This window comes from Streptomyces sp. NPDC048331 (genome assembly GCF_043201215.1).
Lineage (GTDB): Bacteria > Actinomycetota > Actinomycetes > Streptomycetales > Streptomycetaceae > Streptomyces.
The window spans coordinates 1-13,468 of sequence record NZ_JBICYT010000081.1; the positions used below are offsets into that span (position 1 = coordinate 1).

Genomic DNA, 13,468 nt, shown 5'->3' on the forward strand with positions numbered 1-13,468 from the left:
CGCCCGCCCCCCCCCCCGCCCCCCACCCCCGCCCACCCCCCCCCCCCCCGCCGCGCGCCGGGGGGGGGGGGCGGGGCGCCGGGGGGGGGGGGGCCCCCGGGGGGGGGGCCCCCGGGGGGCCCCCCCCCGGCCCGCCTCAGCTTCCCGCGTTCCCGAACGCCGCCAGGATGCGGTCCGCCGCCGACGTCGGGGTCACCGTGCCCGCCCGGACCGCGGACTCCAGGTCCGGCGCGAGTTCCCGTACCGTCGGATCCGCCCGTAGGCGTTCCAGCAGTTCGTCGCGGACCATCGACCAGGTCCACTCCACCTGCTGCGCCGCCCGCTTCGCCGTCAGCCGGCCCCCCGCCTCCAGCAGGGTCCGGTGCTGCTCCAGCCGGCTCCACACCTCGTCCAGCCCGCTCGACTCCCGCGCGCTGCACGTCAGCACCGGCGGGGTCCACGCCGCGTCCACCGGGTGCATCAGGCGCAGCGCGCCCGACAGTTCCCGGGCCGCGGCCTTCGCGTCGCGCTCGTGCGGGCCGTCCGCCTTGTTCACCGCCAGGACGTCGGCCAGCTCCAGGACACCCTTCTTGATGCCCTGCAACTGGTCGCCCGTACGGGCCAGGGAGAGCAGCAGGAAGGAGTCCACCATCCCCGCCACCGTGGTCTCCGACTGGCCCACGCCGACGGTCTCGACGAGGACCACGTCGTAGCCCGCCGCCTCCATCACGATCATCGACTCGCGGGTGGCCTTGGCGACCCCGCCCAGCGTGCCCGCCGACGGCGACGGCCGCACGAAGGCCGCCGGGTCCACCGACAGCCGCTCCATCCGGGTCTTGTCGCCCAGGATGGAGCCGCCCGTACGCGTCGACGACGGGTCCACCGCGAGCACCGCCACCCGGTGGCCGAGCCCCGTCAGCATCGTGCCGAACGCGTCGATGAAGGTGGACTTGCCCACCCCCGGCACCCCGCTGATGCCGATCCGCCGGGCCCGGCCGGCGTGCGGCAGCAGCTCCGTCAACAGGCCCTGCGCGAGCGCCCGGTGAGCGGGGAGGGTGGACTCGACGAGAGTGATCGCGCGTGCGATGAACGCGCGCTTCCCGTCGAGCACCCCCTTCGTGTAGGCCTCGATGTCGATCTTCGGCACCGGCGCCCGCCTACAGCTCGTGGCCCAGGTCCGCGGCCAGCCGCGTCACCAGGTCGTGGGCCGCGTCCGGGATCACCGTGCCCGGCGGGAACACCGCCGTGGCGCCCATCTCCAGCAGCGTCGGGACATCGGCGGGCGGGATCACCCCACCCACGACGATCATGATGTCCTCGCGGCCCTCCTCCGCCAGCTGCTCGCGCAGCGCCGGTACGAGGGTCAGGTGACCGGCCGCCAGCGACGACACGCCTACCACGTGGACGTCCGCCTCGACGGCCTGGCGGGCCACCTCCGCCGGGGTCTGGAACAGCGGGCCGACGTCCACGTCGAAGCCCAGGTCGGCGAACGCCGTCGCGATCACCTTCTGGCCGCGGTCGTGCCCGTCCTGGCCCATCTTGGCGACCAGGATGCGCGGACGGCGACCCTCCGCCTCCTCGAACCGGTCCACCAGCGCACGGGTGCGCTCCACCGACGGGGACTCGCCCGCTTCGTTTCGGTACACGCCCGCGATCGTACGGATCTGGCTCGCGTGCCGCCCGTACACCTTCTCCAGTGCGTCCGAGATCTCACCCACGGTCGCCTTGGCGCGCGCCGCGTCCACCGCCAGGGCCAGCAGGTTGCCGTCACCGCGCTCGGCCGCGTTCGTCAGCGCCCGCAGCGTGTCCTGCGTGACCGCCTCGTCCCGCTCCTCGCGCAGCCGCCGCAGCTTGGCGATCTGCTGCGCGCGCACCGAGGAGTTGTCGACCTTGAGGACGTCGATCGCCTCGTCGTTCTCCACGCGGTACTTGTTGACGCCGATCACCGGCTGCCGGCCGGAGTCGATCCGCGCCTGCGTACGCGCCGCGGCCTCCTCCACGCGCAGCTTCGGGATGCCCGCGTCGATGGCCTGCGCCATGCCGCCGGCCGCCTCGACCTCCTCGATGTGCTGCCAGGCCCGCCGCGCCAGGTCGTACGTCAGCTTCTCGACGTACGCGCTGCCGCCCCACGGGTCGATCGACCGGCAGGTCCCCGACTCCTGCTGCAGCAGCAGCTGGGTGTTGCGGGCGATGCGCGCCGAGAAGTCCGTCGGCAGCGCGAGCGCCTCGTCGAGGGCGTTGGTGTGCAGCGACTGGGTGTGCCCCTGGGTCGCGGCCATCGCCTCGATGCAGGTGCGCGTCACGTTGTTGAAGACGTCCTGCGCGGTCAGCGACCAGCCCGAGGTCTGCGAATGCGTGCGCAGCGACAGCGACTTGGCGTTCTTCGGGTCGAACTGCTTGACCAGCCGCGCCCACAGCAGGCGGGCCGCGCGCAGCTTCGCGACCTCCATGAAGAAGTTCATGCCGATCGCCCAGAAGAACGACAGGCGCGGCGCGAACGCGTCCACGTCCAGCCCGACGGCCTGCCCGGCCCGCAGGTACTCCACACCGTCCGCGAGGGTGTACGCCAGCTCCAGGTCGGCCGTGGCTCCGGCCTCCTGGATGTGGTAGCCGGAGATGGAGATCGAGTTGTACCGGGGCATCTTCTGCGAGGTGAACGCGAAGATGTCGGAGATGATCCGCATCGAGGGCTTGGGCGGATAGATGTAGGTGTTGCGGACCATGAACTCCTTGAGGATGTCGTTCTGGATGGTCCCGGCGAGCTTGTCGGGGGAGACGCCCTGCTCCTCCGCCGCCACGATGTAGAGCGCGAGGACGGGCAGCACCGCGCCGTTCATCGTCATCGACACCGACATCTTGTCCAACGGGATCCCGTCGAACAGCTGCCGCATGTCGTAGATCGAGTCGATCGCCACGCCCGCCATGCCGACGTCGCCGGTCACGCGCGGGTGGTCGCTGTCGTAGCCGCGGTGCGTCGGCAGGTCGAAGGCCACCGACAGACCCTTCTGGCCGGACGCCAGATTGCGCCGGTAGAAGGCGTTCGACTCCTCGGCCGTGGAGAAACCGGCGTACTGCCGGATCGTCCAGGGCTGGTTGACGTACATCGTCGGGTACGGGCCGCGCAGGTACGGGGCCACGCCCGGGTACGTCCGCAGGAAGTCCAGGCCCTCCACGTCCCGCCCGGTGTACAGCGGCTTGACGCCGATGCCCTCGGGCGTCTCCCACAGCAGGTCGGCGGCCGCGCTGCCGGTGGACTCCTTCACCGAGGCGCGCCACTGCTCCTCGGTCACCCGGGCGGAGGATGTGGGGTCGAGCGCCAGCTCGGAGAAATCGGGGATGCTCAAGACGGCACTCCCATCCGGTCGAGTACGGAGGACAGCACGGCGACGGCGTCACAGCCGGCGAAGACGTACTCGTCCACGGAAGCCTCTGCGGTGCCCGGCCGGCCGGCGAGGAAGACGGTCGTGGCGCCCGCCGCGCGCAGCGCCTCGGACACCGCCGCGGCCTGCTCCTCGTACAGCGCGTCGCTGGAGCAGAGCACGGCCATGCCGTCGGCGCCGCTCGCGGCGTACGCCTCGGCGGCCGTCGCCGCATCCACCGACACCGGGTCGTGCACGGACTCGACACCGCCCGCCTGGAACAGGTTCGAGGCGAAGGTGGCGCGCGCGGTGTGCGCGGCCGCCGGGCCCAGCGCGGCGAGGAAGATCCTCGGGCGGGCGCCGGTCGCCGCCAGGTGCGCGTCGCTACGGGCCCGCAGGGCCTCGTAGGCCTCGTCGCGCCGTACGCGCGGCAGTCCGCCGGTGGGGGCGGCGGGCGCGGGCTCGCGGACGACGGGCTTCTCCGCCAGCAGCGGGAACTCGCTGACGCCCGTGATCGGCTCGCGCCGCTTCGCCAGCTTCTTGGAGCGCGCGGCCCAGGTGGCGGCGAGCCGCTCGGCGACCAGCCCGGAACGCAGGGCGGCGGCCTGGCCGCCGGCCTTCTCCAGGGTCTGGAAGAACCCCCAGGCGGCGTGGGCCAGTTCGTCGGTGAGACGTTCCACGTAGTACGAGCCGCCGGCCGGGTCGATCACCCGGGCCAGGTGCGACTCCTCCAGCAGGATGGTGGAGGTGTTGCGGGCGATCCGGCGCGCGAAGGCGTCCGGCAGGCCCAGCTCGTTGTCGAAGGGGAGCACGGTCACCGAGTCCGCGCCGCCCACACCCGCGGCCATGCAGGCCACGGTCGTGCGCAGCATGTTCACCCAGGGGTCGCGGCGGGTCATCATCACCGGCGAGGTGACGGCGTGCTGGAGCTGGGCACCCGCCTCCGGGGCCCCCGAGGCCTCGGCGATACGGGCCCACAGTCGGCGCGCGGCGCGCAGCTTGGCGATGGTGAGGAACTGGTCCGCGGTGGCGGCGTAGCGGAACTCCAGCTGGCCGAGCGCCGCTTCGGTGCTCAGCCCGGCCTCGGTGAGGGCGCGCAGATAGGCGACACCGGTGGCCAGGGACAGGCCCAGCTCCTCGGCGGCGCTGCCACCGGCCTCGTGGTACGGCAGTGCGTCCACGGTCAGGGCGCGCACCCCGGGCCAACCGGCGGCGGCCTCCACGGCCAGCGCGACGGCGTCGGCCGCGTCCAGTGCCTCACCCGTGCGGGCCTCGTGGCCCAGCGGGTCGGCGCCCAGCGAGGCCCGAGCGGCCTCGGGGGCCACCGCGCTCTCGGTGAACAGGCGCAGCAACGCGCGCGCGGCCTCGGCGTATTGGGCTCCGGCGTCCAGGGTGATGGGGGCGAGGTCCAGGTAGACCCCGTCCAGGACCCGGGCGAGGCCCTCGACCGGGAGACCGCCCCGGCCCACGGTGAGCCAGAGCGAGGTGACCCCGTTCTCCAGATCGGCGAGGGCCGCCTCGTTCACGCGTACCGGATCGGTACCCGCGAGGCGCTGGCGCACGTCCCAGCCGTTCGCGGTGGTGCCTTCCGGCCTGCCCCCGCGGACGAACGGGGCGAATCCGGGGAAACCGGTGTCGGGAGCCGCCCCGTCGGGCGGCGCGGTGTACAGCGGGCGCGTGGTGAGCCCGTCCTCGATTGGGGTGGACAACGCGTCTTCTGCGGCCTCGCCGGAGACTTCCTTGCCCGACTTGCGCAGTACGCCTTCTACAAGGCGCTGCCACTGCTCATGCGTCGCGTCAGGGAACTCGGCGGCCAGGGAGAGCCCGTCGTCAGGCAGGACCGTCATGGCTCGAATGTAGGGGAGCACGCTCAAGTGGCACCATACCGGTGGGTGTGATCTCCCCCTCTCGGGCCTGACCGAAGGGGTCCTGGAACACCCGGCTGAGCAGCACGGTTGCGGCCGCCTCGGGAAGCACGGCAGGACCGGCGTGCGGTACGACGATCCGCTCGGGATCGTCGCAGACGTGCGAGAGCTCCATCGCGGCCCCCCGGATCTCCTCCAGGTATCCCTCGTCCAGGACGCTCGCCGACTCGGTCACGACCATGACCGCCGGATTGAAGACATCCAACAGAAGAGCCGCCGCGCGGCCCACGGCGCGGGCCCGCTCGCGCAGCAGCAGGTCGGCGCGCGGATCGCCGGTGGCGGCCGCGTCCACCAGCAGGTTCACCGAAGGGTCCGGCACGATGCCCCGGCGCACGGCCTCGGCGCCGAGCGCGGTGTCGGACGCGGTCGCCTCCAGGCAGCCGGTACGTCCGCACACGCACGGGACCTGCGAGCGCGGCACCGGCAGATGGGCCACATCACCCGCCGCGGCGCCCGGCCCCTGGTGCACGGTCCCCTCGATGCCGAAGGCGGCGTCGACGACCCGGCCGACGAACAGGTGCACCAGGCTCCGGCGGGCCTCGAGCCGGCCGAAGAGGATCTCGGCCCGCGCGACGGCCCGGGCGTGGTTGTCGACCCGCACCGGCAGCCCGAGCGCGGCGGACAGCTCGGCGGCGAGCGGCTTGCGGGTCCAGCCCAGCGCGGGGTGCCGTACGACGATCCCCTCGTCCGGGTCGACCCATCCGCCCAGGGCCACGCCGACGCCGAGGAGCGGCAGCCCCGAGTCGTAGGCGTCGAGGAAGCGACGCAGTTCGACGGCGATCTCGGCGGACAGCCCGTCCGTCGGGCGCCCCTCGTGCGGAAAGGCCCGCCGGGCGAGCAGCCGCCCGCGCAGATCGACGAGGCTGAAGGTCGAGTGCGGCACCCCGATGTGCAGTCCGGCGGCGACCGGCCCGCCGACGGCCCCGGTGTGCAGGTCCAGCGGGATCCGCGGTCTGCCCACGCCGCCGCCCGGCCCGGGCAGCTCGCGCAGCAGCCCGGCGTGGAGCAGCCCGGTGGTCTGCCGGGACACGGCGGCCGGACTCAGCCCGCACAGCGGGGCGATCGCACTGCGCGCGACCGGCCCGTGGTCGAGCACCGTCCGCAGCACGGTGGCGGCATTGGCGGCGGCCCGGCTGTCACCGGCCATACGCGTCACGCGGTCTCCTCGGGGAGCTGGGGTGTGTCCCCCGATCATGCCGCTTCCCCTGCGGGGGGTTCGGCGGGACGACTCGGCGGGACGACTCGGCGGGACGACTCGGCTCCCGCCGCCACGATGCGCGCGGTGGGGCGTGGCCGCGAGCGGTGCCGGCGTGGCGGCGAGAGGTGACGACGCGGCGGGCGTGCGCCCGCCAGGCCTCGCCGCAGGCCGGGACCTTCGGACGCACCCCGGCGGAGCGGACGGAGAACCGGGTCGATCCCGGCGAACGCGTGGCGGCCGCATTGCGGGGCCATGAAATCCGGCCACGCTTTTCGGCCGTCGGGGTGGGGTGGTGCGCGGCTCGGCGTACGAGGGAAAGCGCAGGTCGTAGGGGTGCGTCGGGGGCGACCGCGGTCCGGCGGGGAGCGCGTCCGGTGGCCACGGACGGGGGTTGACCACGGCCGGGGCCGCTGACACGCTCCGGGACATGTCCGCGAACGAACTCCTCGCCCCGCGGCTCCTCACCACCGGCCTCTGTATCGAGCCGGGCGCGTGTCCGGGCCGCTGTCCGGCCCGCAGCCGGGCCTGAGCGCCTGACCTCGCCGGTCCGGCGACCGGCCCGACCGGGTCGGTTCCGCGCCGGCGGCGCCCCGTGGGGCCGCCCCCGCCGGTCCGCCCGCACCGCGCCCGCCCGGTCCGCCCCTGTCCGGGTGGGGCACCCCCAGGGGTGGTGCCCCACCCGGCACCACCCGCCGGTGAGCCTCGTCGGGCAGGTCTCGTCCCGGGCCCGGGGACCTCCGGGCGCCCCGGTCGGTGAGCCGCGGTTCCGCGCCACCCGTTTCCACGACCCGTACCCGTGGTCGTCACCCGCCCCCGCACCCGTACCGCTCGGCGCCCCCGTCGCGCCGTTTCTTCCGCTGCGGAAATAACCCCCGCGGCCCACACCTGGGAGTCCTTATGGCCACTGCCACTGCCACCACCGACGCCACCACCACCGTCACCGTCACCAAGATCGGCGGTCGCATCGGAGCCGAGATCGGCGGCGTGCGGCTCGGCGGCGACCTGCCCGACGGCACCGTCGCCGACATCCGGGCCGCCCTCCTCGCCCACAAGGTCGTCTTCTTCCGCGGCCAGGACCACCTCGACGAGGCCGCTCACGAGGCCTTCGCCCAACGGCTCGGCTCACCCGTCGCGCACCCCACCGTCCCCTCCGCGGACGGCCGTTACGCCCTCGGCATCGACTCCCACCACGGAGCCCGCGCCAACCAGTGGCACACCGACGTCACCTTCGTCCCCGCCTACCCCGCCTTCTCCATCCTTCGCGCCGTCACCATCCCCCCGTACGGCGGCAACACCCTCTGGGCCAACACCGCCACCGCCTACAGCAACCTCCCCGCACCGCTGCGCACCCTCGCCGACAGCCTGCGCGCCGTCCATTCCAACGAGTACGACTACGCCGCACTCAAGCCCGACGCCCTGCCCGAGGCCCTGGCCCAGTACCGCGAGGTGTTCACCTCCACCAAGTTCCTCACCGAGCACCCGGTGGTCCGCGTCCACCCCGAGACCGGCGAGCGCACCCTGCTCCTCGGCAACTTCGTCCAGCGGATCAACGGCCTCACCGGCCGGGACTCCCGAGCCCTGCGGGACCTCTTCCAGTCGCACATCGAGAGCCCCGAGAACACCATCCGTTGGCAGTGGCGGGCCGGCGACGTCGCGATCTGGGACAACCGCGCCACCCAGCACTACGGGGTGGACGACTCCGACGACCACGAGCGCACCCTGCGCCGGGTCACCGTCGACGGCGACGTCCCGGTCGGCCCCGATGGTGAGCCCTCCCGCCTGATCAGCCCGGAGGCCGTCCCGGACCCGGCCTTCGGCATCGCCTCCGGTGCCTCCACGGCCGCCCGCACAGCCGCTCCCGCCGCCACCACCGCCTGACCCACACGCCACCGCTCCCCGTACGACTCCCAAGGAGCCCCCGTGCCCCACCTGCTCGCCCTCACCGGCAGCCCGTCCGCCCACTCCCGTACCGCCGTCGTCACCGACCACGTGGTGCGCCGCCTGTCCCACTCCGGCTTCGAGACCGCGCACCTGTCCGTGCGTGAGCTCCCCGCCGCCGACCTCCTGGCCGCCCGCCGCGGCGAACCCGAGATCCGCCGCGCGCTCGAGGCCGTCGCCCAGGCCGACGGCCTGGTCATCGCGACCCCGGTCTACAAGGCCTCGTACACCGGACTGCTCAAGGCCTTCCTCGACCTGCTCCCGCAGGACGGCCTCGACGGGAAGACCGTCCTGCCGCTGGCCACCGGCGGCAGCCTCGCCCACGTGCTGACCATCGACTACGCCCTGCGACCCGTGCTCGCCGCCCTCGGCGCCCGGCACGTCACCGCCGGCCGGTTCGTCCTGGACTCCTCCGTCGAGCGCGGATCCGGCCCCGACCGGCTGCGGCCCGAGGCCGAACTGGACCTCTACCAGGCCGTCGACGAGTTCGCCGCCGCACTGCGCTCCGTGCCCCCCGCCGCCACCGTCAGCGCCGCCGCCCTCACCGCCACCCCGTAACACCGCCACCACCACGCGACCCGCACCGACAAGGAACCGTCATGCCCGCAGCGTTCACCTCGACCACCACCTCCCGACGCCAGTTCCTCGCCCTGCTCGGCATCTCGGCGGCCGCGGTGAGCTGCGGCACGGCCACCGCGGGCGGCGGCGGTTCGGGCGCGCAGATCAAGACCCTGAAGTACCAGGGCTCGGTCGGAGCCGTCACGCTCCCCGAACTCGCAGCGGATCTCGGCTACTTGGATGATCTGAAACTGGAGTGGGTCGGCAACACCATCAGCGGACCGCAGGACATCCAGTCCGCCGCCACCGGCCAGACCCACTTCGGCGGCGCCTTCAACGGCGCGATCGTCAAACTCGCCTCCAGCAAGGCCCCCATCAAGGCCGTCATCTCCTACTACGGCGTCGACGAGCAGTCGTACAGCGGCTACTACGTGCTGGAGGACAGCCCGATCCGCTCCGCCCGCGACCTCCTCGGCAAGAAGGTCGGCATGAACACCCTGGGCGCGCATTCCCAGGCCGTCCTCGACATCTACCTGAGCCGCAACGGCCTCGCCAAGGCCGACTCGTCCAAGGTCGAGTCGCTCGTCGTGCCGCCCGTCAACACCGACCAGGTGCTGCGCCAGAAGCAGATCGACGTCGGCGTGCTGGGCGGGATCCTGCGCGACAAGGCCGTGGCGGCCGGTGGGATCAGACCGCTGTTCAGCGACTTCGACCTGCTCGGCAAGTTCAGCGCCGGCTCCTACATCATGACCGAGCGCTTCATCAAGCAGAACCCGGACACGGCGCGGACCTTCGTGACCGGCGTGGCCAAGGCCATCGAATGGGCCCGCACCACTCCGCGCGAGGAGGTCATCGCCCGGCAGACCGAGATCGTCAAGAAGCGCGGCCGCAACGAGGACACCGCCACCCTCCAGTACTGGCGCTCGTACGGGGTCGCCGAGCAGGGCGGCCGGATCGAGGACAAGGAGTTCCAGCTCTGGCTGGACTGGCTCGGCGAGCGCGGCGACATCAAGCAGGGACAGCTGAAGCCGGCCGACCTCTACACGAACGAGTTCAACGGGTTCGGGAAGGGCTGATCCACCATGACCAAGATCGTGTTCGAGGAAGTGACCAAGACCTTCCCGACGAAGGTCAAGAAGAACAAGAGGAACACGGAGCGGTTCACCGCACTCGACGGCATCGACCTGGAGATCGAGGCGGGGGAGTTCGTGGTGGTCGTGGGCCCCAGCGGCTGCGGCAAGTCCACCCTCCTGGACCTGCTCGGCGGGCTGACCCGCCCGACGTCCGGACGGATCCTGCTCGACGGGAAACCGATCACCGGACCGGGCCTGGACCGGGGCATCGTCTTCCAGCAGTACGCCCTCCTGCCCTGGCGCACGGCGCTCGGCAACGTGGAGTTCGGCCTGGAGGCGACCGGCGTCCCGCGCCGTGAACGGAGTGCGAGGGCCCGGGAGTTCCTGGACCTCGTCGGCCTCACCGGTTTCGAGGACCGGCACCCGCACGAACTCTCCGGCGGTATGCGCCAGCGCGTGGCCATCGCCCGCTCGCTGGCGTACGACCCGGACGTACTGCTGATGGACGAGCCGTTCGCCGCCCTCGACGCGCAGACCCGCGAATCCCTCCAGGACGAGCTGCGACGCATCTGGCAGCGCACCGGAAAGACCGTCGTCTTCATCACGCACGGCATCGAGGAGGCGGTCTACCTCGGACAGAAGGTGGCCGTCATGACGTCCCGCCCCGGTCGCGTCAAGGAGATCGTCCCGGTTTCCTTCGGCGTCCGCGGCGACGGTTTCCAGGGCGAGGACCTGCGCTCCAGCCCCGAGTTCGCCCGCTATCGCCACGAGATCTGGACCCTGCTCCACGACGAGGTGGCCCGCGCCCAGCAACTGGAGAAGGAGGAGGCCACCGTATGACCACCGACATCACCACCCCCGCCGATGCCCCGGCCGACCGGCAGGCGGTACGCGAGGCCGTACGCGAGGACACGGCTCCCGCGGCGACTGCGGCTCCCGCCCCCGTCGACCGGGGCGGTACGCGGACCGCGCCCGCCACCCGAGCGCACGCCGTACCCGCCCCCGGAGCCGACGCCGTACCCGCCCCCCGAGCCGACGCCGTACCCGCGGCGGAGGACCCCGCCTCCCCGGGCACCGGTCGGGCCACCGCCCTCAGCGACCGCACCCCGTCCCGGGTCCGCGAGGTCGCCGGGGCACTCGGCCGGTGGCTGCGCGCCACCGCCCTGCGCTCGGCGGCCCTTGTCGCCCTGCTCCTCCTCTGGGAGACCGCGCCCCGCCTCGGCCTGGTCGACGCCACCTTCCTCCCGCCGGTCAGCGAGGTCGCCACGGCCTGGTGGGACCTCCTGGGCAACGGCCAGCTCGGGCAGCACACCCGGGCCAGCCTCGCCCGCTCGTTCGGCGGCTTCGCCATCGCCGTCGTCGTCGCGGTCCCGCTCGGCCTGCTCATCGGCTGGTACCGGCCGGTGGCCGCGTTCCTCGGCCCGCTGCTGGAGGTGTTCCGCAACACCGCCGCGCTGGCCCTGCTCCCGGTCTTCGTGCTGCTGCTCGGCATCGGGGAGACGTCGAAGGTCTCGATCGTCGTCTACGCCTGCCTCTGGCCGGTCCTGCTGAACACCATCAGCGCGGTGGGCAACGCCGATCCGACCCTGGTCAGACTGGCCCGCTCGATGGACCTTTCCACCCCGAGGCTCTTCCAGAAGGTGATCCTGCCGTCCTCCGTACCGGCCGTCTTCACCGGCATCCGGCTGGCCGGCTCGGTCTCCATCCTGGTCCTGGTGGCCGCCGAGATGATCGGCGCCAAGGCGGGCCTCGGCTACCTGATCAACGCCTCGCAGTACAACTTCGCGATCCCGCAGATGTACGCGGGCATCATCACCATCTCCGCCGTCGGCGTGGCCTTCAACCAGCTGCTGGTCACGATCGAACGCCGCCTGAGCACCTGGCGCGTCCCCGCCTGAGCGCCCGGCGCGTCCGCGCCGCCCCGCCTGACGCCCGCGCCGTCCGGGCCCGCCACAGCACGCAACGCCACCGAACACAGGGAACAGCCATGACCGCGAACCGCACCCTCCATCTCAACGCCTTCCTGATGAACGCCGGTCACCACGACGCCGCCTGGCGCCACCCCGACAGCCGTCCCGAGCTCATCACCGACCTGCGGTACTTCCAGGACCTGGCCCGCACCGCCGAGCGCGGACTGCTCGACTCCATCTTCTTCGCCGACGGGGTCGCGCTCTGGGGCAAGGCCCGCCACAACGCCCTCGGCGGATTCGAGCCGCTCACCCTGCTCTCCGCCATCGCCGCCGTCACCGAGCACATCGGGCTCATCGCCACCGTCTCCACGACCTTCAACGAGCCCTACAACCTGGCCCGCAAGTTCGCCTCCCTCGACCACATCAGCGGTGGCCGGGCCGGCTGGAACATCGTCACCTCCGGCACCGTCGACGAGGCCCGCAACTTCAACCGCGACGAGCACCTGGAGCACCACCTCCGCTACGAGCGGGCCCGCGAGTTCCTCGACGTCGCCACCAAGCTCTGGGACAGCTGGGAGGACGACGCGATCGTCCTCGACAAGGAGCGCGGCGTCTACGCCGACACCGACAAGCTGCACCCTGCCGCCCACCGCGGCGAGCACTTCGGCGTCGCCGGGCCGCTCAACGTCCCGCGCTCCCCACAGGGCTACCCGCTGCTCGTGCAGGCCGGTTCCTCCGAGGACGGGAAGGAGTTCGCCGCGCAGTACGCCGAGGCCGTGTTCACCGCCCAGCAGACCCTCGCCGACGGCCAGACCTTCTACAAGGACCTCAAGTCCCGCCTCGCCACCTACGGGCGCGCCGAGAGCGACCTGCTCGTCCTGCCCGGCATCGCCCCCGTCATCGGGTCCACCGAGGCGGAGGCGAAGGCCTTGGAGCAGCAGCTCACCGACCTCCAGGTGCCCGAGTACGGCCTCGCCCAGCTCTCCGGCATGCTGAACGTGGACCTCACCGGACTGCCGCTGGACGGCCCGCTCCCAGACCTGCCGGAGGAGCGGGACATCAACGGCAACAAGAGCCGCTTCACCCTGGTCGCCGAACTGGCCCGGCGCGAGGGCCTGACCCTGCGCCGGCTGATCGCCCGCCTGGGCGCGGGCCGCGGCCACCGCGTCTTCGCCGGTACCCCCGAGCAGATCGCCGACCAGCTCGAGGAGTGGTTCACCCAGGGCGCCGCCGACGGCTTCAACATCATGGCGCCGGTCCTGCCCACCGGACTCACGGCCTTCGTCGACCACGTCGTGCCGATCCTGCAGCGGCGCGGTCTCTTCCGCACCGAGTACACCGGCGCCACCCTCCGCGAGAACTACGGCCTCGCCCGGCCGGTCAACCGGCACACCAGGGCGAGCGTCTGACCGGGCACGGCACCGACCGACGTCGGCGGGGGGGGGGGGGGGGGGGGGGGGGGGGGGGGGGGGGGGGGGGGGGGGGGGGGGGGGGGGGGGGGGGGGGGGGGGGGGGGGGGGGGGGGGGG

At 73.0% G+C, this 13,468-nt stretch carries 10 protein-coding genes; 6 read left to right on the forward strand and 4 right to left on the reverse strand.

What is annotated here, in order from left to right:
* Nucleotides 1-136: 136 nt before the first annotated feature.
* From meaB to ACGFYY_RS41740, 4 genes are read right to left on the reverse strand one after another with little or no spacing between them, the layout of a single operon-like run.
* Nucleotides 137-1,126 (reverse strand): methylmalonyl Co-A mutase-associated GTPase MeaB, encoded by a 990-nt coding sequence (gene meaB, locus ACGFYY_RS41725; protein ID WP_393717772.1) that lies wholly within the window; start codon nt 1,124-1,126, stop codon nt 137-139.
* Nucleotides 1,127-1,136: 10 nt separating this feature from the next.
* The gene (gene scpA, locus ACGFYY_RS41730) at nt 1,137-3,323 is read right to left on the reverse strand and encodes a methylmalonyl-CoA mutase (protein WP_393717774.1); all 2,187 of its coding nucleotides are present in this window, start codon (nt 3,321-3,323) and stop codon (nt 1,137-1,139) included.
* Nucleotides 3,320-5,185 carry a methylmalonyl-CoA mutase family protein gene (locus ACGFYY_RS41735; RefSeq protein ID WP_393717776.1) on the reverse strand — a complete coding sequence of 622 codons (1,866 nt, stop codon included), beginning with the start codon at nt 5,183-5,185 and terminating at the stop codon, nt 3,320-3,322. Before ACGFYY_RS41735 ends, scpA begins: the two co-directional genes overlap by 4 nt.
* Complete coding sequence (locus tag ACGFYY_RS41740) at nt 5,169-6,410, reverse strand: ROK family protein (protein ID WP_393717790.1); 1,242 nt, start codon at nt 6,408-6,410, stop codon at nt 5,169-5,171. The genes ACGFYY_RS41735 and ACGFYY_RS41740 overlap by 17 nt, the downstream gene beginning before the upstream one ends.
* A 948-nt stretch (nt 6,411-7,358) precedes the next feature.
* Between ACGFYY_RS41740 and ACGFYY_RS41745 the strand changes: the two genes are divergently transcribed.
* The 6 genes from ACGFYY_RS41745 to ACGFYY_RS41770 all read left to right on the forward strand — a co-directional run bounded on the left by ACGFYY_RS41745 (nt 7,359) and on the right by ACGFYY_RS41770 (nt 13,349).
* Nucleotides 7,359-8,339, forward strand: a complete 981-nt coding sequence (locus tag ACGFYY_RS41745; protein ID WP_393717778.1) for a TauD/TfdA dioxygenase family protein — start codon at nt 7,359-7,361, stop codon at nt 8,337-8,339.
* Nucleotides 8,340-8,381: 42 nt separating this feature from the next.
* On the forward strand, nt 8,382-8,957 hold the full coding sequence (gene ssuE, locus ACGFYY_RS41750; protein ID WP_393717780.1) for an NADPH-dependent FMN reductase: 576 nt from the start codon (nt 8,382-8,384) through the stop codon (nt 8,955-8,957).
* Nucleotides 8,958-8,998: 41 nt separating this feature from the next.
* Nucleotides 8,999-10,033, forward strand: coding sequence for an ABC transporter substrate-binding protein (locus ACGFYY_RS41755; protein WP_393717782.1), 1,035 nt, complete (start codon nt 8,999-9,001; stop codon nt 10,031-10,033).
* A 6-nt stretch (nt 10,034-10,039) separates the two neighbouring features.
* Nucleotides 10,040-10,870 (forward strand): ABC transporter ATP-binding protein, encoded by an 831-nt coding sequence (locus ACGFYY_RS41760; RefSeq protein WP_393717784.1) that lies wholly within the window; start codon nt 10,040-10,042, stop codon nt 10,868-10,870.
* The gene (locus ACGFYY_RS41765) at nt 10,867-11,928 is read left to right on the forward strand and encodes an ABC transporter permease (RefSeq protein ID WP_393717786.1); all 1,062 of its coding nucleotides are present in this window, start codon (nt 10,867-10,869) and stop codon (nt 11,926-11,928) included. The genes ACGFYY_RS41760 and ACGFYY_RS41765 overlap by 4 nt, the downstream gene beginning before the upstream one ends.
* Before the next feature lie 89 nt (nt 11,929-12,017).
* Nucleotides 12,018-13,349: an LLM class flavin-dependent oxidoreductase gene (locus ACGFYY_RS41770; RefSeq protein ID WP_393717788.1), complete on the forward strand. Its 1,332-nt coding sequence runs from the start codon at nt 12,018-12,020 to the stop codon at nt 13,347-13,349.
* The last annotated feature ends 119 nt before the right edge of the window (nt 13,350-13,468 follow it).

What these genes read in the sequence shown, in the direction of transcription:
- ACGFYY_RS41735 (WP_393717776.1), bottom strand. Translation starts at nt 5,185, where the DNA reads ATGACGGTCCTGCCTGACGACGGGCTCTCCCTGGCCGCCGAGTTCCCT.
- ACGFYY_RS41740 (WP_393717790.1), bottom strand. Translation starts at nt 6,410, where the DNA reads ATGGCCGGTGACAGCCGGGCCGCCGCCAATGCCGCCACCGTGCTGCGG.
- ACGFYY_RS41745 (WP_393717778.1), top strand. Translation starts at nt 7,359, where the DNA reads ATGGCCACTGCCACTGCCACCACCGACGCCACCACCACCGTCACCGTC.
- ACGFYY_RS41755 (WP_393717782.1), top strand. Translation starts at nt 8,999, where the DNA reads ATGCCCGCAGCGTTCACCTCGACCACCACCTCCCGACGCCAGTTCCTC.
- ACGFYY_RS41760 (WP_393717784.1), top strand. Translation starts at nt 10,040, where the DNA reads ATGACCAAGATCGTGTTCGAGGAAGTGACCAAGACCTTCCCGACGAAG.
- ACGFYY_RS41765 (WP_393717786.1), top strand. Translation starts at nt 10,867, where the DNA reads ATGACCACCGACATCACCACCCCCGCCGATGCCCCGGCCGACCGGCAG.
- ACGFYY_RS41770 (WP_393717788.1), top strand. Translation starts at nt 12,018, where the DNA reads ATGACCGCGAACCGCACCCTCCATCTCAACGCCTTCCTGATGAACGCC.